Annotated in this window: 19 protein-coding genes; 7 read left to right on the top strand and 12 right to left on the bottom strand. The window is 72.8% G+C overall.

The window, feature by feature from the left end; all coding sequences use genetic code 11:
• Nucleotides 1-63 precede the first annotated feature (63 nt).
• Nucleotides 64-2106: a SpoIIE family protein phosphatase gene (locus ACZ4E1_RS04125; protein ID WP_467535617.1), complete on the bottom strand. Its 2043-nt coding sequence runs from the start codon at nucleotides 2104-2106 to the stop codon at nucleotides 64-66.
• A 192-nt stretch (nucleotides 2107-2298) separates the two neighbouring features.
• Here ACZ4E1_RS04125 and ACZ4E1_RS04120 point away from each other — a divergent pair, with 192 nt between their 5' ends.
• The 4 genes from ACZ4E1_RS04120 (at nucleotide 2299) to ACZ4E1_RS04105 (ending at nucleotide 7822) form a co-directional block, all read left to right on the top strand.
• Complete coding sequence (locus ACZ4E1_RS04120) at nucleotides 2299-4338, top strand: SpoIIE family protein phosphatase (RefSeq protein WP_467535615.1); 2040 nt, start codon at nucleotides 2299-2301, stop codon at nucleotides 4336-4338.
• Nucleotides 4339-4522: 184 nt separating this feature from the next.
• Nucleotides 4523-6499, top strand: coding sequence for an ATP-binding protein (locus ACZ4E1_RS04115; protein WP_467535613.1), 1977 nt, complete (start codon nucleotides 4523-4525; stop codon nucleotides 6497-6499).
• 13 nt (nucleotides 6500-6512) lie between these two features.
• Entirely contained in the window at nucleotides 6513-7298 is a 786-nt protein-coding gene (locus ACZ4E1_RS04110) for a sigma factor-like helix-turn-helix DNA-binding protein (protein ID WP_467535611.1), read from the top strand.
• Nucleotides 7299-7336: 38 nt separating this feature from the next.
• Nucleotides 7337-7822: a nucleoside deaminase gene (locus ACZ4E1_RS04105; RefSeq protein WP_467535609.1), complete on the top strand. Its 486-nt coding sequence runs from the start codon at nucleotides 7337-7339 to the stop codon at nucleotides 7820-7822.
• A gap of 81 nt (nucleotides 7823-7903) precedes the next feature.
• Here the strand turns inward: ACZ4E1_RS04105 and ACZ4E1_RS04100 are convergent, their stop codons facing one another.
• The 4 genes from ACZ4E1_RS04100 to ACZ4E1_RS04085 are packed head-to-tail and all read right to left on the bottom strand — an operon-like array spanning nucleotide 7904 to nucleotide 13248.
• Nucleotides 7904-9259 (bottom strand): cytosine permease, encoded by a 1356-nt coding sequence (locus ACZ4E1_RS04100; protein ID WP_467535607.1) that lies wholly within the window; start codon nucleotides 9257-9259, stop codon nucleotides 7904-7906.
• A gap of 34 nt (nucleotides 9260-9293) precedes the next feature.
• The gene (locus ACZ4E1_RS04095) at nucleotides 9294-10751 is read right to left on the bottom strand and encodes a YlbE family protein (RefSeq protein ID WP_467535605.1); all 1458 of its coding nucleotides are present in this window, start codon (nucleotides 10749-10751) and stop codon (nucleotides 9294-9296) included.
• Nucleotides 10748-12298 (bottom strand): acyl-CoA synthetase FdrA, encoded by a 1551-nt coding sequence (gene fdrA, locus ACZ4E1_RS04090; RefSeq protein ID WP_467535603.1) that lies wholly within the window; start codon nucleotides 12296-12298, stop codon nucleotides 10748-10750. The genes ACZ4E1_RS04095 and fdrA overlap by 4 nt, the downstream gene beginning before the upstream one ends.
• Nucleotides 12295-13248 carry an oxamate carbamoyltransferase subunit AllH family protein gene (locus ACZ4E1_RS04085; protein WP_467535601.1) on the bottom strand — a complete coding sequence of 318 codons (954 nt, stop codon included), beginning with the start codon at nucleotides 13246-13248 and terminating at the stop codon, nucleotides 12295-12297. Before ACZ4E1_RS04085 ends, fdrA begins: the two co-directional genes overlap by 4 nt.
• A gap of 115 nt (nucleotides 13249-13363) precedes the next feature.
• Here ACZ4E1_RS04085 and ACZ4E1_RS04080 point away from each other — a divergent pair, with 115 nt between their 5' ends.
• Nucleotides 13364-14293, top strand: a complete 930-nt coding sequence (locus ACZ4E1_RS04080) for a carbamate kinase (protein WP_399127479.1) — start codon at nucleotides 13364-13366, stop codon at nucleotides 14291-14293.
• A gap of 116 nt (nucleotides 14294-14409) precedes the next feature.
• Complete coding sequence (locus ACZ4E1_RS04075; RefSeq protein WP_467535598.1) at nucleotides 14410-15678, top strand: MFS transporter; 1269 nt, start codon at nucleotides 14410-14412, stop codon at nucleotides 15676-15678.
• A gap of 16 nt (nucleotides 15679-15694) precedes the next feature.
• Here ACZ4E1_RS04075 and ACZ4E1_RS04070 read toward each other — a convergent pair whose 3' ends face one another.
• The gene (locus tag ACZ4E1_RS04070; protein WP_467535595.1) at nucleotides 15695-16360 is read right to left on the bottom strand and encodes a GntR family transcriptional regulator; all 666 of its coding nucleotides are present in this window, start codon (nucleotides 16358-16360) and stop codon (nucleotides 15695-15697) included.
• 264 nt (nucleotides 16361-16624) lie between these two features.
• On the opposite strand from ACZ4E1_RS04070, the gene ACZ4E1_RS04065 reads away from it, so the two are divergent.
• Nucleotides 16625-17830: an amidohydrolase family protein gene (locus ACZ4E1_RS04065; protein WP_467535593.1), complete on the top strand. Its 1206-nt coding sequence runs from the start codon at nucleotides 16625-16627 to the stop codon at nucleotides 17828-17830.
• Between the two features lie 164 nt (nucleotides 17831-17994).
• Here ACZ4E1_RS04065 and ACZ4E1_RS04060 read toward each other — a convergent pair whose 3' ends face one another.
• The 6 genes from ACZ4E1_RS04060 to ACZ4E1_RS04035 all read right to left on the bottom strand — a co-directional run bounded on the left by ACZ4E1_RS04060 (nucleotide 17995) and on the right by ACZ4E1_RS04035 (nucleotide 25007).
• A complete protein-coding gene (locus ACZ4E1_RS04060; protein ID WP_467535591.1) occupies nucleotides 17995-18984 on the bottom strand; it encodes an ABC transporter ATP-binding protein in 990 nt (329 codons plus the stop codon).
• On the bottom strand, nucleotides 18981-20072 hold the full coding sequence (locus ACZ4E1_RS04055; RefSeq protein ID WP_467535588.1) for an ABC transporter ATP-binding protein: 1092 nt from the start codon (nucleotides 20070-20072) through the stop codon (nucleotides 18981-18983). The genes ACZ4E1_RS04060 and ACZ4E1_RS04055 overlap by 4 nt, the downstream gene beginning before the upstream one ends.
• The gene (locus ACZ4E1_RS04050) at nucleotides 20069-20962 is read right to left on the bottom strand and encodes an ABC transporter permease (protein WP_467535586.1); all 894 of its coding nucleotides are present in this window, start codon (nucleotides 20960-20962) and stop codon (nucleotides 20069-20071) included. Before ACZ4E1_RS04050 ends, ACZ4E1_RS04055 begins: the two co-directional genes overlap by 4 nt.
• Entirely contained in the window at nucleotides 20959-21933 is a 975-nt protein-coding gene (locus ACZ4E1_RS04045) for an ABC transporter permease (RefSeq protein ID WP_467535584.1), read from the bottom strand. The genes ACZ4E1_RS04050 and ACZ4E1_RS04045 overlap by 4 nt, the downstream gene beginning before the upstream one ends.
• The gene (locus ACZ4E1_RS04040; protein ID WP_467535582.1) at nucleotides 21933-23546 is read right to left on the bottom strand and encodes an ABC transporter substrate-binding protein; all 1614 of its coding nucleotides are present in this window, start codon (nucleotides 23544-23546) and stop codon (nucleotides 21933-21935) included. Before ACZ4E1_RS04040 ends, ACZ4E1_RS04045 begins: the two co-directional genes overlap by 1 nt.
• Nucleotides 23547-23771: 225 nt before the next feature.
• Complete coding sequence (locus ACZ4E1_RS04035) at nucleotides 23772-25007, bottom strand: 4-hydroxybenzoate 3-monooxygenase (RefSeq protein ID WP_467535581.1); 1236 nt, start codon at nucleotides 25005-25007, stop codon at nucleotides 23772-23774.

Raw genomic sequence — 25007 nt, 5'->3', positions numbered from 1 at the left:
CGGGGCCCGGCGGCCGCTCTCCCTCCCCCTCCTCCCGCCTTCCCCGCCCCGGGTGAACTCGGCTCAGCCGTCCGGGGCCTCGAAGTCGCACCACACGGCCTTGCCCTCGCCGCGCGGCTCCACGCCCCAGCGCGAGGCGAGCGCCTCGACGAGCATCAGGCCCCGCCCGGAGGTCGCGGTCTCGCCCGGAGAGCGGCGGTGCGGGCGGGCACTGGAGCGGTCCTTCACCCACAGCCGTACGTGCCGGGGCGTCTCGGGGAGCACTTCGAGGGTGAGGATGGCGCCGCCCTCGGTGTGCACGAGCGCGTTGACGAGCAGCTCACCGGCGGCGACCTCGACGTCGTCGGCGACCTCGCCCAGGCCCCACGCCGTGAGGTGCTGGCGCAGCGCCTGCCGGGCGTCGGCCAGTCCCTCCGGGTCCGCCTGGTGGACGTAGCGGTGGATGCGGGGCGCCTTCGGGGTGCCGGGGTCGGGGACACGGCGCAGCACGAGCAGTGCCACGTCGTCGCCGCTCCCCCAGGTCTCCCACAGGGTGCGGGAGAGGTGGTCGGCGATGTCCTCGGCGTGCTCGGGGCCCGAGCTGAGCGCGGTGGAGAGCGCGCCCATGCCGGCGTCGAGGTCGAGCCCCGGTTCCTCCACGAGCCCGTCGGTGCACAGCACCAGGGTCTCGCCGGGCACGAGGTCGAGGCGGGTCTCGGGAAAGTCCTCCAGGGCGAACTCGGTGGCGAGGCCGAGCGGCAGCCCGCCGGGCAGCCGGGGGATGCCGACCCGCCCGTCGACATGACGCACGAGCGGGGGCAGATGCCCGGCGCGGACCGCGCGGACGATGCCGGTGGCGGGGTCGAACTGGGCGTAGGTGCAGGTCGCGAAGCGTTCCGTGTCGAGTTCCGCGAGGAAGCGGGAGGCGCGGGAGAGCACGGTGGAGGGCGGGTGTCCCTCGCCGGCGAAGGCGCGCAGGGCGATCCGCAGCTGCCCCATGATCGCGGCGGCGTGGGTGTCGTGGCCCTGGACGTCGCCGACGACGAGACCGATGCGGCCGCGGGGCAGCACGATGACGTCGTAGAAGTCGCCGCCGACGGCGCGACCGCCCCAGGCCGCGTGGTAGCGCACGGCGACCTCGGTGTCCGGGACCTGGGGGATGTCCTTGGGCAGCATGGTGGCCTGGAGGCTCTTGGCCAGGTCGCGTTCCTCGTCGAAGAGGATGGCGCGTTGCAGGGACTGGGCGACGATGCCGGACAGGCCGACGCAGAGGTTGCGGTCGGAGTCGGTGAACTCCTTGCGGCCCCGGTAGAAGAGGGCGAGGCCGCCGATGGCGCGGTCCTGCGCGACGAGCGGCAGGAAGGCGGCGGAGCCGAGCCCGTGGTCGTCGATGTAGGGGCGCAGCCGGGTGAGCCGGTGGGCGATCTCGGGCAGTCGCTCCACGAACATCGGCCGGCGGTGGACGACCGCGTCGGCGAGCGGCACGGAGTCGTCGATGTTCTGCAGCTTGAGCTCGTCGAGGGCCTGCATCGACTGGCCGACGAGCGCGATGAGCTTCAGGTCCTCGCCCTCGACGAGACCGAGGACGAGCCCGTCGGCGGCGAACCGGTCGAGGCCGCCCGCGCCCGAGAGTACGGCCACGACGTCGTCGACCGTGACGGCCCGGGAAAGTGCCTCGGTCGTGCCCTGGACCATGAGGGCGACGCGGCTGCGCCGGTCGCCCGCGTCGAGCCCGGCCAGTTCGGTCGGTTCGTGGACCGCGGCCCGCAGCAGTCCGACGACGCGGACGGCGCGGCCGTCGTCGTCGCGCAGGATGCGGCCGGAGGCGTGGCTGAGCCGCATCGTGCCGTCGCGCATCCGGGTGTGGAAGTAGATGCCGTAGGCGTCGGAACCCGACTCGACCGCCGCGTTCACGGCCGAGGTGATGCGCACGGCCTCGGCCGGGACGATCCGGCTGCCCAGGGACGCGACCGTGCCGCCGAACTCGGCGCGGGTCAGGTCCACGACGGCGAGGCAGTTGTCGTCGAGGCTGAGCGCCCCGTCCTCCAGGTCCCAGTCGAAGCTGCCCACGTCGTTGAGGCGCAGACGTTCCTCGAGGCTGATCTCCGGCTTCTCCGCAGGTCTCATGTGACTCTCCGTTGCACCGCCCGGCCACCATAACCGCGCCCCGGCGGCCCCGCACGATCTGCGTCGGCCGGGTCGTGCCGGACGCCGGGCGGGGGGAGCATGGGAGGTGCCGCACGGAGGGAGAACGCACACATGGGCGACGGCGTTTCGGATCCCGCACGCCCCGCCCGGGGCACCGATCCTTCCGTGATCATGCCCGCGGGCGTTCTGCTCGACCTGCTGGGCGTGTGCGCCGTCGTGCTCGACGACCGGGGCCGGATCGTGCTGTGGAGCCCGCAGGCCGAGGACGTGTTCGGTTACTCGGCGGAGGAGGCGCTCGGCCAGTACGCGGCGTCGCTGCTCGTGAGCGACAAGGACCACGACCTGGTCAACGGACTGTTCGCGCAGGTGATGGCCACCGGCACGCCCTGGGCGGGCGCCTTCCCGGTGGTGCGCCGCGACGGCAGCCGCCGCTTCGTGGAGTTCCGGAACATGCGCCTGGAGGACGACGAGGGGGCCGTCTACGCGCTGGGGATGGCCGCCGACCAGTCGCAGCTCAAGGAGCTGGAGGCGGCGCTCGCGCTCTCGGACCAGCTCGTCTCCCAGTCCCCCGTCGGGCTCGCGCTGCTCGACCACGATCTGCGCTACGTCCTGGTCAACCCGGCGCTGGAGCGCATCAACGGCCGGCCGGCCGCGGACCACCTCGGGCGCCATCCGCGCGACCTGCTCACCTCCCTCGACGTCGAGGAGATCGAGAACACGCTGCGCCGGGTCCTGGAGACCGGCGTCCCGGTGATGGACCGGCACGTGGTGGGCCGCACGGCCGCGGCGCCGGACGAGGACCACGCCTGGTCGGTGTCGTACTACCGGCTCGAAGGGGCGAACGGGCAGATCCTGGGGGTGGCGAACTCGGTGGTCGACATCACCGAGCGGCATCGCGCGGCGGCCGAGGCCGAGCGCGGCCGGCGCCGTCTGGCGCTGCTCGCCGAGGCGTCGGCCCGGATCGGCACGACGCTGGAGGTCGAGCGGACGGCTCAGGAGCTGGCCGACGTGCTGGTGCCGGGGCTCGCCGACATCGCCGCGGTGGACATCCTCGACGCGGCACTGGAGCTGCGCCGCGGTGAGGAGGGCGAGGGGCCGCGCCGGTTCCGCGCACTCGGGTTCGCGTCCGCGTACCCCAATCAGGTGGCCGCGGCGGCGGACCGCATCGGGAGCCTCGCCGCGTATCGGGCCGACCGGCTGATCACACGGTGCGCGACGACCGGCCGGCCGATCATGGTGACGCACACGGGCCCGGCGGACCTGGCGCACATCGCGCGCAACCCGGAGGCGGCGCAGCTGCTCGCCGAGGCGGGCGTGCACTCGTACCTCGCGGTGCCGCTGATCGCGCACAACCAGGTGCTCGGTGTCGTCGACCTCGTGCGGGCCCGCAATCCGGTCCCGTTCGACCAGGACGATCTGCTGCTCGCGGGGGAACTGGCGGCGCGGACGGCGATCGCGGTGGACAACGCGCGCTGGCACCAGAGCGTGCGCACGGCCGCCGAGACGTTGCAGCGCAGTCTGCTGCCGGGCCCGCTGCCTCCGCTGCACGGTCTCGACGTGGCGTGCCGCTACCAGCCCGCGCAGTCCTCCTCGCAGGTCGGCGGTGACTGGTACGACGTGCTGCCGCTGGACGGCGGCCGGACCGCGCTGGTGGTGGGCGACGTGATGGGGCACGGCATCGACGCGGCGGCGGCGATGGGCCGGCTGCGCACCGCGACGCAGGCCTACGCGGATCTCGCGCTGCACCCGGCGGAGATCCTGCACCGGCTCGACCGCACCGCGTTCGCCCTGGAGACGCACATCGCGACGTGTGTGTACGCGGTCTACGACCCGTACCGGCGCGTGTGCCGGATCGCCAACGCGGGCCACATGCCACCGGTGCTGATCCCGCGCGGCGGGCCGCCGCGGCTGGTGCCGCTGCCGTCCGGGGCGCCGCTCGGGGTCGGGGGCGTGCACTACAGCACGACCGAGATCGCGCTCGGGCCCGGCGACCGTCTGGTCCTGTACACCGACGGGCTGGTCGAGACGCGTGGCGATCCGATCGACGACCGGCTGGAGCAGCTGCTGCGGCTGCTGAGCGGTCCGCAGGGCTCTCTCGACGAGGTCTGCACCCGGCTCCTGGAGGGGTTGAGCGGTCCCGGGGTCGCCGACGACGTGGCTCTTCTGATCGCCGAGGTGCCGGAGACGGACGGCGCGCCGGGCCCCGCGTGAGCAGGACGCGGGTTCGAGGGTTCGTCTCGGCGTGTGAACCGGGCGGCTCCGGCGCTACCGAGAGCGCACGGATCGCGTTGGGGTTGCCGTGGCACCGGTTGCAGTGACGGTTCTGCACAGCGTGCCGCACCAGTGCGGAGACCGGGGTCGCCCCGGACGGCAATAGAAGAACGGGGAGTTCAACGTGAGGCTACGTGCCGGCGGCGTGACGTCGCGGCCAGCGCCGGACCCGCGGGAGTCCGGGGGGCTCATCGGCCGGTCCCACGAGAGCGCGGCGCTGCGGCATCTGCTCGGCGCCCACCGGCTGGTGACCGTCACCGGGTTCGCCGGGATCGGCAAGAGCCGGCTCGCCGACTGCACGCTCGGCTCCTGGGACGCCCCGCCCTGGAGCCGGATGGTCCGGGTCCGCTGGGACGCCGACGTGACCGGCCCCGCCTCGCTCGCCGAGGCCGCCGCCGTGGCGCTCGGCGGCGCCCCGGGCGCGGACTGCGAACCCGCGGCGCTCGCCGCCCTGTGCGCCGCCGAGCGCACCCTGCTGCTCCTCGACGACGTCGACCCCGTCCAGGCCGAGTGCACCCGCCTCGTGCAGCAGCTCCTCATGGCGGTGCCCGGGGTCCGCGTCCTGGTGACCGCGCGGCGTCCCCTCGGCCTCGGCGAGGAGCAGGTGCTGCGGCTCTCCGCGCTGCCCGTCGACGTGCCCGCGGGCGCCACGGGCCCGGCGCCGGCAGTGCGTCTGTTCGTCGAGCGGGCCCGCGACAGCGCGGCGGAACTCCTCGCCCAGGACACCGAGTCGGCGCGCGTCGAAGAGGTGTGCCGACTCGTCGAGGGCGTCCCGCTCGCCATCGAACTCGCCGCCGACCAGCTCGACCGCTACAGCCTCGACGACCTCGCCGCACGCCTGCGCCAGGGCCAGGGCTGGCTCACCAGCTCCTACCCCGCGCTGCGCCGCCACCAGTCGGTGCGCGACGCGGTCGGTGCCAGTTACCAGCTGTGCGAGCGGTCCCTGCGCGTCGTCTGGGCCCGGGCCAGCGTCTTCACCGGCTCCTTCACCGAGGCCAGTGTCGTCGCGGTGGCTTCGGGCGGCGGCATCGACGCCCAGGTGATCCCGTCCTGCCTCGCCCAGCTGTCCGCGCTCGGCGTCCTCCGGGTGACCGGCGATCCGGGCGGGGTGCGCCGGCCCCGCTACCGGATGACGCGCGCCGCACGGGAGTTCGGCGCCTCCCGGCTGACCGAGGCCGGCGAGTATCCGGTGGCCGCGTCCCGGCGCACCCAGCACTTCCAGCAGGTGGCCGCGCACGCCGGGCGCTGCTGGGACTCCGGCGACCAGCTCGGCGCCGTGCGTCTCGTGCGCGACGAGCAGGACGATCTGCTGGCCACCGCGCACCACGCCCTGGAGCACCCGCACCCCGAGCACACCGACGCCGCGCTCGACACCATCGTCTCCGTCTGGTTCTGGTGGCTCGCCCACGGGCATGCCGCGACGGGCCTCGACCTGCTCGCCCGGCTCCTGCCGCTGTGCGAGCCGACGCGGCCCTCCGCGGTGCGCGGCACCTGGCTCGCCGCGTGGCTCGCGGCCGACACCGACCCGGCAGCCGCCCGCGCCTTCCTCGCCGCGGCCTGGCCCGCCGCGGTGCTGTCCGGCGACGACGTCACGCTCGGCCGCGTCGCCCATGTCGAGGGGATGCTGGCGCTGCGTCAGGGCGACACCCGGGCAGCCGCGGCGCACTTCGCGGACGCGGCCGAACTCGTCCCCGCGTACGTCCCCGGCGGCCCGTCCCCCGCCGTCAGCCTGTCCGCGCTGGCCCTGGTCCAGGCCGAGCACAGCCCGCGCGCGGCTCTGCGCGCCGCGCGCCGCGCCGTGTCCTGGCCCGGGGTGCGCGACGACGCCTGGGCGAACCTCCTCGCGAACTACGCCCGGGCCCGCGTCGACGCGACCCGCGGCCACCCGGGACGCGCCTGGCACCGGGCCCGCCGCGCCCTCGACGCGGGAGCCGCCCCGGCCGGCCACCCCACGGGCCCCGGGCACACGGCGCTCCTGCACCTGATCGCCGAGCTCGAGTCGGGCACACCCGCGCGCCCCGTCCCCGACCCCCTCTTCGTCCCCCACCCCCGCCCGTCCCGCGGCCCCCTCCCGGCCGACACCGCCTCCCACCACTCCTAGGACGTCCCCACCCATGCGATCTCCCCTGGCCACGGCTCCCCCTCAGGAGCGCGAGGAACCGAGCGGGAAGGGGCCCCGGCGCGCATCCGCCCCCGACACCCGGGCGATACTCCTGCGCGCCCTCACCCTCGACACCGCCATCCCCGCCCAGCGCACCGGCGAGGGCGACGTCCCGGCGCCCCGGGCGGAGCGAGCGCTCACGCCGGCGGCCGCCTTCGACGCGCTGTACGTCTATGCCGCCCCGGGCCTGATCCGCCAGGCCCATGTGCTGACCGGCAGCCGCCGGCTCGCCTTCGAGTCCGTGGAGTACGCCTTCCGCCGGGCCTGGGAGCGCTGGCCCGAGGTCGCCCTCGACACCGACCCGGTGGGCTGGGTGCGGGCCGAGTCGCACACGTACGCCCTGTCCCCCTGGCACCGGCTGCGCCGCTTCCCCGGGCGTCCGCTGCCCGTCCCCGAGGACCCCGCGGTGCGGGCGCTGCTCACCCTGACGCCCCGGCAGCGCCGAGCGGTGCTGCTCTGCGACGGTCTGGGTCTGAGCCCGTCCGAGACCGCCGCCGAGACCGAGGCCGGGACGGCCGCCACGCACGGCCGCCTGCGCAACGCCCGCGCCGCGCTCGACGCGTTCGGCGCCCCGGACCTCGCGGCGCTCCTCCACGAGGAGTCGGCGCGCACCGTCGCCCAGCCCTGGTCCGTGCGCGAGTCCACCGAACGCCGTGCCGTGGCGCTGACCCGCACCGTGTGGGCGGTCCTCGCGGCCTTCTCCGTGCTCGTCGCGGTGGTCATCGTCGTACGCTCATGAGGGGGCTTCGACACGGCGTACCGGATCTGGAAGGGGCCATGATGGACGAGCGGGAACTGGCGCATCTGCGCCGGTGCGTCGAGCTGGCGGAGGAAGCCCTCGAGGCCGGGGACGAGCCGTTCGGCTCGGTGCTCGTGGACGGTGCGGGGAAGGTCCGCTCCGAGGACCGCAACCGTGTCGCGGGCGGTGACTCCACCCGCCACCCCGAGTTCGAGCTGGCCCGCTGGGCCGCCGAGCACCTGTCCCCGGAGGAGCGCGCCGACTCCACGGTCTACACCTCCGGCGAGCACTGCCCGATGTGCTCGGCCGCGCACGCCTGGGTCGGGCTGGGCCGGATCGTGTACGTCGCCTCCTCGGCCCAGCTGTCCGAGTGGCTGACGCGCTGGGGCCGGCCGCTGGGCCCCGTCAATCCGCTGCCCGCGCAGGAGATCGCGCCGGGCGTCACGGTGGAGGGCCCGGTCGACGAGCTGGTGCCCGCGATCAAGGAGTTGCACCACCGGTTCGCGCAGCGCGCCGAGCAGTAGCGGCAGAGCGGAACGAGGGCGCGCCCCCGACCCTGTGCCGGTCGGGGGCGCGCCCTCGTTCTCCTGCCTACTTCGCCGCGGCTAGGCGGCCGGAGCGGGCTCCGGCTCGGCCTCGGCCACGGGCTCGCGGGCCAGGGTCCGCTCGAACACCGCGTAGGCGACGACCGCGACGACGAGTCCGGTGACCGCGTCGGACAGCTGCGGCGCCCACCAGTGGGCGACACCGCCGGCCGCCGCGCCGACCGCCCAGGCCACGAAGGCCGTCGGACGGACCGCCACCGTGGGACGCCGGTCCATCGCGCCGCGGCCACCGCGGGCGAAGAACATGTCGGCGATGAGCACACCGCCGAGCGGCGGCACGAACACGCTCAAAATGACCAGCCAGCTCAGGAAGTGGTTCCAGACGCCCGCGAGCGCGGCGGCCGTGCCGATGAGACCGAGGACGATCGTCATCAGGCGCATCGTCGTGCCGGTCAGGTGCGACCAGCCCAGGGCGCCGTTGTACAGGCAGTGGCTGCACACGGAGCCGAGGTTGACGAAGACGAAGACGGCCGCGATCACGTTCAGGATCCCGGAGTGCTCGCCGGTCAGGATCGGCAGGAAGTCGCCGCCCGTGGTGCCGGCCGAGGCGATGGCGCCCGCGGCGACGACGAGACCGCCGGTGATCTGGGCGACGAGGCTCGCGATCGGGAACGCGCTGACGGTCGCGAGGACGGCCTGCCGGCCGTTCTTGGACCAGCGGGTGAAGTCCGCGGTCATCGTGCCCGAGTCGGCGAACGTCGCCATGATCGTGGAGACGGCCGCACCGAAGGTGAGCGCGGACGCGCCGCCGACACCCTGGTACGAGAACACCGAACCCAGGTCGTGGTCACGGGCCACGATCACCAGGGCGATGACACCGGCGATGATGAACAGCGGCGCGGCGACCGCGCCCAGCCATGACAGCGCCTTGATGCCCAGGTAGGTCAGGCCTATGAAGCCCAGACCCGCGAGCACGGTGACGAGCTGCTCGTGCCAGCCGAACGACGCGTGCAGCGTCGCGCCGGTGGCACCGGTGTTGAACGCGAACCAGCCGACCACGATCGTGGCCAGGAACGCGGAGGCGACGATGTAGCCGCCGCGGCCGAAGGTGCGCGTGGCCTGCAGCGAGAAGCTCTCGCCGGTGGTGCCGGCGCGGTGGCTGAGGATCCCCACGTACAGGAGCATGACGAGGTTGGCCACGAGGATGGCCGCGAGCCCGCGCCAGAAGCCCAGCATGGCGACGACCACGCCGCCGGGGATGGCGTTGGTCAGGATCATCGGGAATCCGAACCAGACGGCCGAGACCGTCAGGAGCGACTTCCGGCGGTCGGCCGGGACCGGGCTGTGTTCGAACTCGTCGTCGAGTTCCCGGTCCGTGGACGTGGCCGCGTCCGCGGCGGAGCGGTTTGTTTTCATCGTGAGTGGGCTTCCGGGTGGGCGCTCGCGCGCGTCAGGAGGAGGAGCCGCCGAACGCCTCGGCGAGGGCGGTGGCGGCCTTGGTGAACGCCTCGGCCGGCGGGTGGGTGATGCCGGCGCCGATCATGCCGATGCCCGCGTCCTTGTGGGCGATGGCGGTGTTGATGATCGGGAGGATGCCGGTGTCGAGGACCTTGCGGACGTCGATGCCGGTGGGCAGGCCCTGGAAGTCGAGGGCCGGGATCGTCACGTTCGGGTTCTGCGCGGTGGTGATCTCACCCATGTCGCGGGTGTAGCCCATGGCCTCGGCCACGGTGCCGCCGACGAGGGCGACGATCGCGGGCGCGGCCGACATGGCGAAGCCGCCGAAGCCGTAGGTCTCGGTGATGGCGCTGTCGCCGATGTCGAGGCCGGAGTCCTCCGGCTTGTAGCCGGCGAACATCGGGCCGACGACCTTCTGCGCGGGGCCGGTGAACCACTGGCCGGGCAGACCGGCGACGCGGATGCCGAAGTCGACGCCGTTGCGGGCCATCGTGGTGACGACGGTGGAGTTCTCCACGCCGTTGGCGGCGTCGAGCGCGGCCTTGGCCATGGCCATCCAGGTCGGCCCGGAGAAGTAGTCGGAGGACGCGACGAAGTCGAAGACCTCCTTCTTCTGCTCGGTCGTGAAGGACGACTGGAGCAGACCCGCGGAGAGGGCCTGGAAGAGGAGCAGGGTGCCGGCGCCGTTGCGGTTGTGACACTCGTCGCCCATGTGGAGGGCCTGCGAGAGCAGCAGACGCAGGTCGACGGGGCCGGTGAACTCGACGGCCTCCTTGAGCATGGGGCCGAAGACGTCGCGCATCCAGACCAGGCGGTCGATGACGCTCTGGTCGTTGGCGCCCATCCGCAGGATCTTCGCCATCTGCTCGGACAGGTTGGTGTACGCGATGTTGCCGTGCGTCTCGTTCTTGACGATGTGCACGTACATCGACGCGGAGGTGACACCGGCCATCGAGCCGACCGAGTTCGCCTCGTGGCAGGGACGGAAGGTGATCTGCCCGGAGGCGGCGACCTCGGCGGCCTCGTCGAGGTCCTTGGCCAGGCCCTCGAAGACGATGGCGCCGGTGACGGCACCCTTCATCGGGCCGTTCATCCGGTCCCAGGTGATGGGCGGGCCGGAGTGCAGGATCGTGGTGGGCGTCATGCCGGGGACCACGTCGAGCGCGCGGCCGAAGCCGATGAGCATCGGGCGGGCGGCCATGATGCGCTCGACGGCCTCGGCATTGGCGGCGTCGATCTTCGCGGTGAGCTCGGGGCTCGCCTCGAGGGCGTTCAGGGCGCGGGCGGCGTCGGGATTGCCGCCGCCGGGCGGGGTCCAGTCGAGGGTGGAGACCTTGGCGTTCTGGGCCTTGATGTCCTCGTCGAACATCGCGAGGCCGACGTTGACGACGCTGAGGTCGTCGGCGAACAGCGCGGCGGCGGGCGTCAGTTCGGTGTTCTCGGTGCTCATGCCTGTGCCTTCTTCGCGATCTCACGGGCGAACTGGCCCGTCTCGGTGGAGCTGAGGGTGACGGTCACGCCGGCCGCGCGCAGGGCGGCGGTCTGGGCGGCGACCGAGGGGGTGTCCAGGTCGGTGCCGAGGACGTAGGCGACGACCTCCAGGTGGCGGCCGGCCTCCTCGGCGATGCGCTGGGCCTCCTCGATGGCGGGGAGCGTGGTGCCGACCGGGTCCTCGTGGGAGCCGAAGCCGAGGACGAAGTCCATGACGAGGGCGGCGACCTCGGGATCCTTGGCCTCCTCGACGATGCGCTCGATGCGCAGGGCCGGGTCGATCATCGGGTGCGGACGGCCGTTGGTGAAGTCGTCGTCGCCGAAGTCGAGGAACGTGTGGCCGCGCGAGGCGGAGCCGGCCGGGAGGCGGAAGTCGGCGTTCTTCTGGATGTTGGACCAGACGTCGAGACCGGCGTCGCGCACGGCGTACATGGTCTCGTCGCACAGGGTGCCGCCGCAGAACAGGCCGCGGACGTACTTCTGGCCCTCGGCGAGGCGGGAGACGACGGCGCCGGCCGCGGCCTCGGCGTCGAAGGCCTCGACGGCGGCCGGGGCGATGCCCGCGAGCTCGACGGCCTTCTGGGCGGCCTGGAGGCTGCCCGCGGCGAAGTGGCCGCCGGCGGCGGTGACCGCCTCCTCGGAGCCGTCGATGAACCAGACGACGACGGGCTTGCCCGCGGCGGCGACCTCGGCGAGGACCTTCTTCTCGACGGAGGGGGCCGGCGGCTTGGAGACGAGGACGATGACGTCGGTGGCCGGGTCCGCGGCGAGCGCGCGGATGCCGTCGACCATCATGATGCCGCCGACCTGCTCGGACAGGTCACGGCCGCCGGTGCCGATGAGCTGCGAGACGCCGCCGCCCAGCGCGTGCACGCGGACGGAGACCTCCTGCGAGCCGGTGCCGGACGCGGCGACGATGCCGACGTTGCCGGGGCGGACCTTGTTGCCGAAGCAGAGCGCGATGTTGTTGATGATCGCGGTGCCGCAGTCCGGGCCCATCATGAACAGGCCCTTGTCGTGGGCGAGGTTCTTGAGCGCGATCTCGTCCTCGACGGCGACGTTGTCGCTGAACATCATCACGTGCAGGCCGGACTCGAGGGCCTTGCGGGCCTCGCGGGCGGCGTAGGCGCCGTTGACGGCGATGACGGCGAGGTTTGCGCCGGGGATGCCCTCGGCGGCGGAGGTGATGGTGCGGTAGGTGACCTGGCCGCCGTCGGCCGAGGCGGGGGCCTTGCGGGTGAGCAGGCCCTCGATCTCGGCGAGGAGCGCCTCGGTGTCGGCGCCGTCCTCGGCGACGAGGACGACCATCAGGTCGCCGCTCTCGGCGGCCTTCAGCTCGTCGGTGAGCAGGCCCAGGTTGTCCAGGACGCCCTTGTTCATCTCGGTGCCCATGGCGGTGAACGCCTGCTCCACCCCGTCCAGGGCGTTGGCCTTGGTCGAGACGGACATCAGGGACACGGAGTCGAAGTACGTGTTCTTACGTACGACGGCTGTGGTGGTACTCACAGCGAACCTCGCAGTTCTTCTTCCAGGTGGAGTCCGGCCACGAGGCCGGACAGGGTGTCGCTGCCCGAGGTGTGACCGAAGGCCAGCACGCGACGGGCAGGATCGTTCAGGTCCCACGGCGGCGGAGTGTCCGCCAAGTGCCGCAGTACGTCGATGAGTTCGGCGCGCGCCCGGCCCTCGGCGGCCTCGGTGAGGGTGGCCGCGGCGAGGTCGGTGGTGCGTCCGCGGTGGCCGTCGAGGACGGTGCGGACGGCGGGCGGGAGCGACGCCAGGGGGCTGCCGGGGAGGGCGGCGACCAGGGTGAGGCCGGCGAGGAAGTCGTCGCCGGCGGGGGTGAGGCCGGGGCCGAGGCCGTGCAGGGCGAGGATGCCGTGCACCGTCTCGGCGGCGTCGCCGGCGCGCAGCGCGTCGAGCAGCCGGACGCGTCCTGCGTCGAGGGCGCGGGCGACGGCGCTCTCCATGAGGCCCGCGCCGGGGGCGGCGCCGAGCATGCCGCCGGGGGCGCCGTGGGCGCGGTTGTACGCGTCGAGGGCGTCGGCGGCGCGCGTGCGGTCGCCGGGGGCGAGGTGGGCGAGGGAGGGGCCGGCCGGGTCCCAGGGGCGGGCGCCTTCGGCGGTGAGATGCACGGGGCGGCCCGGGGCGTCGAGAATGAGACGGCCGGTGTCGAACGTCACGCTCTGTCCGGCGTCGAGTCCGGTGCCGGTCCAGTCGGGGACGTCGACGACGAGGGTGCGCGGGGCGTCGCCCGCGTCGCGGGAGGCGAGGGCGATGAGCAGGCCGTCCGGGGTCAGCAGATTGACGACGTGGGTGAACGCGGAGTGGACCGTGCCGGCGCCCTGGAGGCCGTGCGGGCCGGTGCCGGCGGGCCCGGGAGCGGGCGTGTGCAGGCGCGCGAGAAGGCGCGCGTCACCAGAGTGCGCGCGCAGCCCGAGGGGCTCGCCCTGGCACATCGTCGTGCCCTCCTCACTGCCGCTTCCGGACGTGGCGTCCGGCTCGTTCTGACCTACCCGTATTGGTATACCATTCTGCGTCCGGTAAGCGAACATTCAGAACAAGGGACTTCACATGCGCATCGTCGTCGCCCTCGGCGGGAACGCACTGGCCAAGCGCGGGGAGCCGATGACGGCCGACCGCCTCCGCGCCAACGTCCGGGGCGCCTGCCAGGCGCTGGCCGGTCTGGCCCGCGAGCACGAGGTCGTCATCACCCACGGCAACGGCCCGCAGGTCGGCCTCCTCGCCCTGCAGAACCTGGCCTACCAGGACGTCGCGGCGTACCCGCTGGACATCCTCGGCGCGGAGACCCAGGGCATGATCGGCTACGTCATCCAGCAGGAACTGTCCAACGCCCTGGTCGGCGAGCGCGAGGTCGCGGCGATCGTCACCACGACCGAGGTCGACGAGAACGACCCGGCCTTCGAGCGTCCGACGAAGCTGATCGGCCCGACGTACTCCGCCGAGGACGCGGCCGAGGCCGCCGCCGAGTACCGCTGGACGATCGCCAAGGACGGCGGCGCCTACCGCCGCGTCGTCCCCTCGCCGCACCCGCTGCGCATCATGCAGGCCCCGCTGGTCTCCACCCTGCTCGACAACGGCACCCTCGTGGTCTGCGTGGGCGGCGGCGGCGTGCCGGTGCGCACCGACTCCAAGGGCCGCCAGATCGGCATGCAGGCCGTCGTCGACAAGGACGCCGCGAGCGCCGCGCTCACCGCGGACCTGGGCGCCGACATGCTGATCATGCTCACCGACGGCGACTTCGTCAGCGAGAACTGGGGCACCCCGGAGCAGCGCGACATCCTGACCGCCTCCCCCGAGGGCCTGGCCACGATGAAGTTCGCCGAGGGCTCCATGGCGCCGAAGGTGGCCGCCGCGGTGCGCGTCGCCGAGGCCGGCGGCCGTACGCTCATCGGCCCGCTGGACCGTCTCGACGACCTGCTGGAGCGCAAGGTCGGCACCGAGATCCGCTCCGACGTCGAGGGCGACATCGTCTTCGTCTGACGTTCGCACGGTTTCGGTATACCATTCGGGCAACCCCTTGCCACCGCCGTCGCAACGCGGCGGTGGCGAGGCGGCCCAGCGGGCCGAGAACCGTACAACGGAAGAGGAGTTCGACCGTGCCGCGGGAGACGCCGATCGACGCACCCCCGTCTCCTCCTCGCGCCCGCTCGGGCCCGCCCGCCTCGCTGCGCGACAGCCGGGCGTTCCGCGCGCTGTGGATCTCGAACGTCTTCTTCTTCGGCGGCGCCTGGACCCAGACGATGGTCCTGGGCTGGATCGTCTTCGACACCACCGGCTCGGAGTTCCTGCTCGCCGTGTTCACCTCGGCGCGGCTCGCCCCGATGCTGCTCGGCCCCTTCGCCGGGGTCCTGTCCGACCGTCACGACCGCGTACGACTGCTGAACATCGCCTGCGGCTGGGCACTCACCGCCGCGGTCGCCGTATCCGCACTCGCATCGGTCACCGACGCCCCGTACTGGGTGCTCGTGCTCGCGGGTCTGGCCACCGGACTCGCGCAGTCCCCCTCCCAGCCCGCCCGCTCCTCGCTCGTCCTCGAACTGGTCGGCCGGCGCAACCTCAGCAACGCCAACGCGCTGAACGCGATGGCGATGAACATGACGCAGGTCGTCGGTCCCGCTCTGGGCGGCGCGATGATCAGCGCGTTCGGCTCCTCCGTCGCCCTGTGGATCTCCACCGGCTGGTTCGCCCTGTCGCTGCTCGCGCTGTGGCCGCTGCGCCACGCGGACACGGGCGCCGCCCGGCGGGCCGCGCCGGAACCGGTGGGCGCCCTGCTGGTCGGCGGCATCCGGACGATCCTGCGCAACCGCCTCGCCGCCGGCGTCCTGGGCGTGACCCTCGCCGCGAACATCCTGCTGTGGCCGGTGTATCAGGCGTTCATGCCGGTCTTCGCGAAGGAGTCGCTCGGCCTTGACGCGGACGGACTCGGCTGGCTGCTCACGTGCAGCGGCGTCGGCGGCCTCACCGGCTCCCTGGTCATCGCCGCCCTCGGCGACTTCCGGTTCAAGGGAGCCCTGTTCGTCTACGGGACCGCGGCCTGGGGCACGCTGTGGGCGCTGTTCGCCCTCTCCCACCACGTGGCCGTGTCGTTCGCGCTGATGGCGTTCATCGGCCTGCTCAGCGCCTCGTTCGGGGTGCTGCAGACCACGCTGCTGCTGATGACCACCGACCCCTCGGTCCAGGGCCGGGCGCTGGGCGTCCAGGAGCTCGCCATCGGTGTCATGCCGCTGTCCTCGCTGTGCCTGGGCTTGTCGGCGCAGCGCGTCGGCGTGGCCACGACGACCCTGCTGAGCTCACTGCTCCTCGTCGCGTTCCTCGCCGTGCTCGCGCTGCGCCTGCCCGGACTGCCGCGCTACCGCGGGGTCTGACCCCCGCGTCCGAAGGTCAGCTCACGGCGGCGTGCCGGTGGTGCGCGTCCACCTCGGCCTGACTGGTCGCCAGATGCGCCACCGCCAACTCCCCCACCGACTCCACGTCCCGGGCCTCGATGGCGCGGTACAGGTCCTCGTGCTCCTCGGCGACGGCGGTGAAGTCGTCGTGCTGGCCCAGCAGCCAGCGCATCCGGCTGCGCAGCGTCAGGTCGAGCTCGCTCAGCAGGGCGTTGTCCGCGAGCTCGGTGACCGTCTCGTGGAAGTCGGCCGCGAAGCGGCGTGCGGCGGGGCCGTCGCCCTCGGCGGCGGCGGCCTGCTCCGCGTCGAGCTGGGAACGGAGCTTGGCGAGCCCCGAGCGGGTGCGGCGCTGCGCGGCGAGCCGGAAGCCCAGGGTCTCCAGGGCGGACCTGACCTCGCTGAGGTCCGAGATGTCGGACGGGGTGAACTCCCGGACCACGGCCCAGGTGCGCGGCCTGGGCGTCACCAGGCCCTCGTTGACCAGATCGCGCAGCGCGTCGCGCACCGGCAGCCGGCTCACGCCGAGCTCGGCGGCGAGCTCCCGCTCCACCAGCTTGCTGCCGGGGGCCCGGGAGCCGTCGATGATCTGGTCGCGCAGGGTGCGCACGACCCGCTCCGACTCGGGGGTGAATTCCTCGGCGTCCGCCGTTGCGCCTGTCATTCCGCCATTTTCGCATCGGAGTTCAGGCACTCGTGCCGCACCCCTCGCCCGCTCCGACGCTTTTCGGCCGCCCGGTATACCGAATCACCGAAGAATCGCCCCACCCCTCCCTCCCTTTGACTTGAATTCGCCCTAAAACCCCCATAGTCGCTGCATCGACACCGAGGGCAACTTCATTTGGTATGCCAAGTGTTAAGGTCACGAGGGCCTCGATCACGGTCCGTCCGAGGCGTTCCGTCCGCCTTCCCGCAAGGAGTCACGCCCATGCTCATCAGGAACGTCCGCCCGTGGGGCGGCGACGCCTCCGACCTCCAGATCCTCGACGGCAGGATCGCGGCCGTCATGCCGCACGACCCGGCGCGCGCCGACGACGGATCGAGCGTCGACGGGCGGGGCCGGCTCGCCATGCCGTCGTTCTCCGACGTGCACTGCCACCTGGACTCCAACCGGGTCGGCCTGCCGTTCCGCCCGCACACCGGCAAGCCGGGCGTGTGGGGCCTGACCATGAACGACCGTGAGCACTGGCGCGAGGACCCGCCGGTCGCCGAGCGCGCCACCGCCCTGCTCGGCCGCATGATCGAGCGCGGCACGACGCGCGTGCGCAGCTACGCGCAGATCGACGCGGACAGCGGCCTGGAGCGCTTCGAGGGCGTGCTCGCCGCCAAGGAGGCCCACAAGGACCGCGCCGAGGTCGAGATCATGGCCTTCCCGCAGGCCGGCCTGCTCCTGGAGAAGGGCGTGCCGGAGCTGATGGACCAGGCGCTGGCGTCCGGTGCGGCCGTGGTAGGCGGCATCGACCCGTGCACCCTCGACAAGGACCCGGTCAAGCACCTCGACATCGTCTTCGGCCTCGCCGAGAAGCACCAGGCGCCGGTGGACATCCACCTCCACGAGCCGGGCCACCTCGGGGTGTTCAGCACCGACCTCGTCCTGGAGCGCACCCGTGGACTCGGCATGCAGGGGAAGGTGACGCTGTCGCACGCGTACGAGCTGGGCAACGTCGACGAGGCCACGACCCGACGCCTCATCGAGGAGTTCGCCGACCTCGACATCTCGATGGCGACGATCGCGCCCGCGCAGCAGATGCACGCGCTGCCGCTCGCGGAGCTGACCCGGGCCGGGGTCCGGGTGGGTCTCGGTGAGGACGGCCAGCGGGACTACTGGTCGCCGTACGGCAACGGGGACATGCTCGACCGAACCTGGCAGCTGGCGTTCACCAACCGGTACCGGCCGGACGAGCTGATCGAGCACTGCTGGGCCGTCGCGAGCCGCGGTGGCGCCGCGATCCTGGACCCGTCCCTGGAACGCCTCACCTCCACGGCCGACCGCCCCGGCGTCTCCGTGGGTGACGCGGCGGACCTCGTCCTGGTCGACGGTGACACGGTCGCCGCCGCCGTCATGGACCGCGGCACCGACCGCACGGTCCTCCGCGCGGGCCGCGTCGTGGCGGACCAGCTCCAACTGGTCTGACCCTCGGTCCAGCGCACAGGTGCGCCCCGTCAGGGGCGCGGGGCTGTATCGATATGCGGCTCCGCCGCGCGGGCGCGAGCAACCACGACGGCGCGACCGTCCGAAAAGTCCCCTGGCCCGGAACTGCGTTCCGGGCCAGGGGACTTCGCGTGCTCCGGGTCGGGTCAGACCGACTGCGCGTCCGGGGCCGTGCCGTCCTCGGCGACGAGGTGGCAAGCCACCTGGCGGCCGTCGGGGAGCGTGCGCAGGGCCGGGGACTCCGTACGGCAGCGGTCCGTGGCCAGCGGGCAGCGCGTGTTGAAGTGACAGCCGGGCGGCGGGTCCAGCGGGCTCGGCAGGTCGCCGCCGAGCACGATCCGCGAGCGTTCGCGCTGCTCCTGCGGGTCCGGCACCGGCGCGGCCGAGAGCAGCGCCTGCGTGTACGGGTGCTTGGGGTCGGCGAACAGCTCGACGGCCGGGGCGAGTTCGACGATCCGCCCGAGGTACATCACGGCGATCCGGTCCGCGAGGTACTCGACCGCTGCCAGGTCGTGCGTGATGAACAGGCAGCCGAAGCCGCGTTCCTTCTGCAGATCGGCGAGCAGGTTCAGGACGGACGCCTGGACCGACACGTCGAGCGCGGACGTGGGCTCGTCCGCGATGAGCAACGCCGGCTCGACGGACAGGGCCCGCGCGATGGAGACGCGCTGGCGCTGGCCGCCGGAGAGCTGGTGCGGGGTGCGGTCGGCGAGCTCGGGCCGCAGACCGACCTGGCGCAGGAGTTCGTCGACCCGGGCGGAGGCCTCGGCACGGTTGGCCAGGCCGTGCAGCCGCAGGGGCTCGGCGATGATCTGGCGGATCGTCATGCGCGGGTTGAGCGAGGAGGACGGGTCCTGGAAGACCAGGTGGACCTTCTTGCGCAGGGGACGCATGGCGCGCGGGGACAGCGTGGTGACGTCGGTGCCGTCGATGACGACCTCACCGCCCGTGGGGGTGTCGAGGCGGACCACGCAGCGGCCCACGGTCGACTTGCCGCTGCCGGACTCGCCGACGAGCCCGACGACCTCGCCGGGGCCGATGGTCAGCGAGACGCCGTCGACGGCCTTGACCGTGCCGGACGCGGCCGGGAAGTGACGCTGGAGGTCACGGACCTCAAGGACGGGGGTCCCGCTCATCGGGCGACCTCCTCTGACTCTGACTCTGACGTGGACTCTGACGTGAACGTGGACGCGGACGTGGACGCGGACACCACCTCGGACTCGGCGGCGCCCGCCGGGTGGTGACAGGCGATCCGGTGCGTACCGCACAGGGTCCGCAGTGCCGGACGGCCCTCGCGGCAGTCGTCCTGCGCGAACGTGCAGCGCGGCGCGAACGCGCAGGCGTCGGGCTGCTTGCGCAGGTCGGGCACGAGTCCGGGGATCTCGTTGAGCCGGGCACGCCCCTCGGCCGTGCGGCTGCCGGGGCGCAGCACGGCGCCGAGCAGCCCGCGCGTGTACGGGTGGCTCGGGTGCGCGAACAGCTCGTCGGCCGGGGCCTGTTCGACGGGCCGGCCCGCGTACATGACGAGGACCCGGTCGGCGGTCTCGGCGACGACACCGAGGTCGTGCGTGATGAGCACGATCGCGGTGCCGAGCCGGTCGCGCAGCGACTTGAGGACGTCGAGGATGCCGGCCTGCACGGTGACGTCGAGGGCCGTCGTCGGCTCGTCGGCGATGAGCACGGCCGGGTCACAGGCGACCGCGATGGCGATCATGACGCGCTGGCGCATGCCGCCGGAAAGCTGGTGCGGATATTCGTCGACCCGCTGGGCGGGGGCGGGGATGCCCACGAGGTCGAGCAGTTCGATCGCGCGGGCGCGCGCGTCCTTCCTGCTCAGCTTCTGGTGGTGGATCAGCACCTCGGTGATCTGCCGCCCGATGGTGAGCACGGGGTTCAGCGAGGTCATCGGCTCCTGGAAGATCATGGAGAGCCGACGGCCGCGCAGCGAGCGCCAGGTGCGTTCGCTCGCGCCGACGAGTTGCTGGCCGTCGAGGGCGACGGAGCCGCCGATGCGGGCGGTGGGCGGGAGCAGACCCATCACCGCCATGGACGTGACGGACTTGCCGCAGCCGGACTCGCCGACCACGGCGAGGACTTCGCCCGGGTGCAGGTCGTAGGAGACGCCGTCGACGGCGTGGACGACGGAGTCCGGGCCGTGGAAGTCGACGGTCAGGTCACGGACGCTGAGGACCGGCTCGGTCGTCTGCTTCTGGGTGGCGGTCACCGGGAGCCTCCACGGGGGTCGAGGATGTCGCGGACGCCGTCGCCGAGCAGGTTGAACGCCAGCGTGGCGAGGACGATGACGAGGCCGGGGAAGACCGCCATCCAGGGGGCGTCGGCGATGAACGGCTGGGCGGAGGACAGCATGACGCCGAGCGAGGGCGACGGGGGCTGGACGCCGAGGCCGAGGAAGCTGAGCACGGCCTCGCCGATGATCGCCGACGGGATGCCGACGGTCGCCTGCACGATGAGCGCGGAGGTCGCGTTCGGCAGGATGTGACGGAACAGGATGGTGCCGTTGCCCGCTCCGTTGGCGATGGCGGCGCCCACGTAGTCGAGGTGCTTGAGGCGCAGCGTCTCGGCGCGGGTGATGCGCACGATCGCCGGGATCTGCGAGATGCCGATGGCGATGGTGGCGTTCTTCAGGGACGGGCCGAGGACGGCGGCGAGGCCGACGGCGAGCACCAGGAAGGGGAACGCGAGCATCGTGTCGGTGAGTCGCGAGACGACGGTGTCGGCGAGCTTGCCGAAGTAGCCGGCGAGCAGGCCGAGCGGCACGGCGACCACGAAAGCGAGCACGACGGCGAGGACGCCGACCTGCATCGACGCGGTGACGCCGACGAGGACGCGGGACAGCTGGTCGCGGCCCAGGTCGTCGGTGCCGAGCCAGTGGGCGCCGCTGGGCGCGGCGAGCACGTTGTCGAAGTCGGGCTGCGCCGGGTCGTAGGGGGTCAGGATTCCCGACAGGAGCGCGACGAGGACGAACAGCGCGGCGAGGATCGTGCCGGTGAGGGCGAGCTTGTTGCGGCGCAGTCTGCGCCACAGGCTCGCGGCCCGGCCGGGGGTCTTCTCCCGGGTGAGCACGGACGCGGCGGCGGTGTCGAGGGCCGTCATCGGGAGCCTCCCAGCCGGATGCGGGGGTCGACGACCGAGTAGACGAGGTCGACGAGCAGGTTGATCAGGATGTAGGCGGCCGAGGTGAACAGCACGACGCCCTGGACCATCGCGTAGTCGCGGGTGAAGACCGCGTCGATGGTGAGCTTGCCGAAGCCGGGCAGGACGAAGACCTGCTCGGTGACGACGGCGCCGGAGATGAGCATGCCGAGCTGCAGGCCGAGCACCGTGATGACGGTGACGAGCGAGTTGCGCAGGGCATGGCGGCCGATGACGGTGCGCGCGGAGAGGCCCTTGGCGCGGGCGGTGCGCACGTAGTCGGAGGACAGGGCGTCGAGCATCGCGGCGCGGGTCTGGCGCATCACGACGGCGGCGAGGCCGGAGCCGAGGACGATCGCGGGCAGCACGAGACGCCGGATGTTCTCGACGGGGTCCTGGCCGAAGGGCACGAAGCCGGAGGCGGCGAAGACCGGCATCGCGATCGCGAAGGCGAGCACGAGGAGCATGCCGAGCCAGAACGTCGGGACGGACATGCCGAGCAGGGCGACGGCGTTGGCCAGCCACTCCTCGGGCTTGCCGCGCCGCACGGCCGCGACGATGCCGGCGCCGATGCCGACCACGACGGCCAGCAGCAGGGCGAGCGCGGCGAGTTCGAGGGTGATGGGCAGCGCGTCGAGGATCGAGTCCAGGACGGGCAGTCCGCTGCGCGCGGAGGTGCCGAAGTCGCCGGTGACGGCGTGACTCACGTAGTTCCAGTACTGGACCGCGATGTTGTCGTTGAGGCCGTACTCCTCGCGGATGGCGGCGAGGACCTCCGGCGAGGACTGTTCGCCGGCCATCGCCTGGGCGGTGTCGCCGGGCATGGCGCGCACGCCGGCGAAGACCGTGATCGAGACGAGGACGAGGGTCAGCAGGGACTGCCCGATGCGGCGCGCCGGGTAGGAGCTCAGGTGTCCGCGGACGGTACCCATCACTTGCCACCGCCCTTCACGTGTCCGGCTTCCTTCATGCGGATGAGGCCGTCGCCGGACAGGGCGATGCCGCTGATGTCCTGGGCGGCGACCGCGTAGTTGATGTTGCGGTAGGTGTAGATCACCGAGTGCTGCCGGTTGATCGCCTCGGTCAGCTCGCGGTAGATCTCCTTGCGCTTCGCCGTGTCGGAGGTCGAGCGTCCGGCGGCGATGAGGCGGTCGATCTCCGGGTCGGAGAGCTGGCCCTGGTTGTTGCTGCCCGTGGTGCCGACGAGGCTGTCGATGTTGCCGGCGGGGTCGGGCTGGCCGCCCCAACCGCCGGTGCGGGCCTGGAAGTCGCCGGCGTAGGTGCGCTGCAGGCCGGTGGCGAACTCGGTGGGCTGGAGCCTCACGTCGAAGCCCGCCTCCTTGGCCATGGCCTGGACGACCTGGCCGAACCGGGCGTCCTCGGGCGTCGTGTTGATCATCAGTTCGAGCGGCACGGGCGTCTTGACGCCGGCCTCCTTGAGGAGCTTCTTCGCCTTCGCCACGTCCCGCTTCCGGCAGGTGGTCGGCGTGGACAGCGGGGTGCCGGGCGGTACGGGCCCGCAGGCGGGCGCGTACATGCCCTGGAAGACGACCTTGTTGATCAGCTCGCGGTCGAGGGAGAGGTCGAAGGCCTCGCGGACGCGGACGTCCTGGGCGAAGGGGGTGTCGACCTTGCCGGGCTTGCCGTCGATGCCGTTGTCGTTGCCGACGTTGACGGTGATGGCCATGTAGCCGAGCGAGGGCGTGTTCAGGACCTGGAGGTCCTTGTCGCCGAAGGCACTGCGCACCTCGACGGGGCCCATCTGGTCGCCGATCTGCACGTCGCCCGAACGCAGGTTGGCCAGGCGGATGTTGCCGTCGGTGATGGTCTTGTAGACCACGCCGTCGAGGTGGACCCGGTCCGCGTCGTAGTAGAGCGGGTCCTTCGTGAGCTCGATGCGGTCGCCGATGACGCGCTTCTCGTACTTGAACGGGCCGACGCACGAGGGGTGCGTCGCGAAGTTCTTCCCGTACTTCGCGAGGGCCTTCGGCGACATGATGAGGCCCGCGGTGTTGGCGAGCCGGCCGAGCAGCGGGGTGTCCGCGTGCTTGAGCTTCAGACGCACGGTGTACGGGCCGATCGCCTCGACCTTGTCGACGGAGTCGATCTCGGAGGCGCGTCCGGAACCCTTGAGGTGGAGGTGCCGGTCGAGCGAGGTCTTGACGGCTTTCGCGTCGAGCTTGGCGCCGTCGCTGAAGCGCGCGTCCTCGCGCACGTCGAAGGTGAAGGTGCGGCCGCCGTCGGTGATCTTCGGCATCGAGGAGGCCAGCTGGGGCACGAACCGGTTGTGCCGGTCGACGTCGTAGAGCTGCTCGCACATCGACGTGAACACGGTGCGCGCGACGAGCGTGCCCGTCAGGCTCGGGTCGAGCATGTCGGGGTCCGACTTGAGCCCGACGACGGCGGTTCCGCCGTCGCGGACCGGCCGGTCGTCGACGAGACGGGGAGCGGCGGCGCTCTGTTCTCCGGGCGGGGCGAGTGAGCCGCAGCCTGTGGCGAACGTCAGCAATGCGGCCGCCGCGAGCACGGCGGGTGGGCGACGCACGGGACCACACCTCCTTACACGGATGGGGTGCGCGCCCGGCCGGGTCGCGCTGGGGCGACACGGTATACCAGCGACTGTCTCATTCCCTGGACACCCTCACCGCGAAAGAGCTCTCACCTCCGAATTTCCCGACAAAATACGGGCATTGCGCGCCCCCCGCCGGGCGCGATCGTTACGAATCCGAGCCGTTGGTATACCGGAACGCGTTCCGTAGTGCGGGAACCGTCAGTAGCGTTCGGCGGTACCGAGGTACTGCTCGGCGAACGCCGCGGCGGCCCGCGGCGAGGTCGACAGACGGCGCAGCCGGGCCACGGCGGTGCCCGCGCGGAACGGGTCCCCGGCGGCCGCCCCGTGGTACACCTCCGACAGCCACTGCGAGAACTCCTGGTAGTCCCAGACCCGGCGCAGGCACTCCGCCGAATAGCCCCCGAGCGCGGCGCCTTCGGGGTCGGCGCCGGTGAGGCGGGCGGCGAGCGCGTCGCCGAGGAGGAAGGCGTCGTGCAGGGCCAGGTTCATGCCCTTGGCCGCGATGGGCGCGACAAGGTGGGCGGCGTCCCCGGCGAGGAACAGCCGGCCGACGGCCATCGGTTCGACGACGTAGTCGTGCAGGTCCAGGACGCGCTTCTCGACGAGCCGCCCCTCGGTCAGCGGCGCGGCGCCGTCGGCGGCGAGCCGGCGGTGCAGCGCGGCCCAGACCCGCTCGTCCGGCCAGGCCGCGGGGTCGTCGCCGGGCGGGACCTGGAGGTAGTAGCGGGTGAGCTCGGGGCTGCGCGGCATCTGGCCCGCGAATCCGTCGGGGTGGCAGCCGAACAGGACGCAGTCGGCGGACGGCGGCGCCTCGGCGAGCAGCGCCAGCCAGCCGATGCCGTAGTCGTGCCGCGCGATGCGCACCCGGCCCTCGGGCACGGCGGCGCGGCTCACCCCGCGGGCGCCGTCGCAACCCGCCACGTACGCGCAGCGCAGCAGCCGGCGCCGGCCCGTGTCGGGGCAGACGTAGGAGACGGACGGCCGGTCGGACTCCAGGTCGTGCAGCCGTACGTCGCGCACGCCGCACCGCAGGTCGCCGCCGCGCTCGTCCGCGTAGGAGCGCACGAGGTCGGTGACGAGGAGGGGCTGCGGGTAGACGTGGTGCCGGCTGCCCGCCAGTTCCTCGTACGCGAAGCGGTGCCGCTCCCCCGCGAGGCGGAACTCGCAGGCGGTGTGCCGCTCCGCCGCCAGCAGGTGCGCGGAGGCGAGCCCGCGCCGGTCGAGGCCGCGCACCGCCCACTCCTCGATGACGCCCGCCCGGGGCCGCCGTTCGATGAACTCCCGGCTCTCGCACTCCAGGACGACACAGTCGACGCCGGCGGCGCGCAGCACGTTCCCGACGGTCAGCCCGGCGGGCCCCGCGCCGATGATCACCACCGAAGTGTCTTCGGCGGAAAGGGAATTGGAATCTATGAGTCCGGTCACTCGGGTCAT

Source organism: Streptomyces sp. NPDC025806 (assembly GCF_055558275.1).
This window is presented reverse-complemented; position numbering and strand designations above follow the sequence as displayed.

Bases quoted from the DNA above. Each gene is read 5' to 3' on its own strand.
- ACZ4E1_RS04125 (WP_467535617.1), bottom strand. From the start codon at position 2,106: ATGAGACCTGCGGAGAAGCCGGAGATCAGCCTCGAGGAACGTCTGCGC.
- ACZ4E1_RS04120 (WP_467535615.1), top strand. From the start codon at position 2,299: ATGCCCGCGGGCGTTCTGCTCGACCTGCTGGGCGTGTGCGCCGTCGTG.
- ACZ4E1_RS04110 (WP_467535611.1), top strand. From the start codon at position 6,513: ATGCGATCTCCCCTGGCCACGGCTCCCCCTCAGGAGCGCGAGGAACCG.
- ACZ4E1_RS04105 (WP_467535609.1), top strand. From the start codon at position 7,337: ATGATGGACGAGCGGGAACTGGCGCATCTGCGCCGGTGCGTCGAGCTG.
- ACZ4E1_RS04100 (WP_467535607.1), bottom strand. From the start codon at position 9,259: ATGAAAACAAACCGCTCCGCCGCGGACGCGGCCACGTCCACGGACCGG.
- ACZ4E1_RS04095 (WP_467535605.1), bottom strand. From the start codon at position 10,751: ATGAGCACCGAGAACACCGAACTGACGCCCGCCGCCGCGCTGTTCGCC.
- ACZ4E1_RS04085 (WP_467535601.1), bottom strand. From the start codon at position 13,248: ATGTGCCAGGGCGAGCCCCTCGGGCTGCGCGCGCACTCTGGTGACGCG.
- ACZ4E1_RS04080 (WP_399127479.1), top strand. From the start codon at position 13,364: ATGCGCATCGTCGTCGCCCTCGGCGGGAACGCACTGGCCAAGCGCGGG.
- ACZ4E1_RS04070 (WP_467535595.1), bottom strand. From the start codon at position 16,360: ATGACAGGCGCAACGGCGGACGCCGAGGAATTCACCCCCGAGTCGGAG.
- ACZ4E1_RS04065 (WP_467535593.1), top strand. From the start codon at position 16,625: ATGCTCATCAGGAACGTCCGCCCGTGGGGCGGCGACGCCTCCGACCTC.
- ACZ4E1_RS04060 (WP_467535591.1), bottom strand. From the start codon at position 18,984: ATGAGCGGGACCCCCGTCCTTGAGGTCCGTGACCTCCAGCGTCACTTC.
- ACZ4E1_RS04050 (WP_467535586.1), bottom strand. From the start codon at position 20,962: ATGACGGCCCTCGACACCGCCGCCGCGTCCGTGCTCACCCGGGAGAAG.
- ACZ4E1_RS04045 (WP_467535584.1), bottom strand. From the start codon at position 21,933: ATGGGTACCGTCCGCGGACACCTGAGCTCCTACCCGGCGCGCCGCATC.
- ACZ4E1_RS04035 (WP_467535581.1), bottom strand. From the start codon at position 25,007: ATGACCCGAGTGACCGGACTCATAGATTCCAATTCCCTTTCCGCCGAA.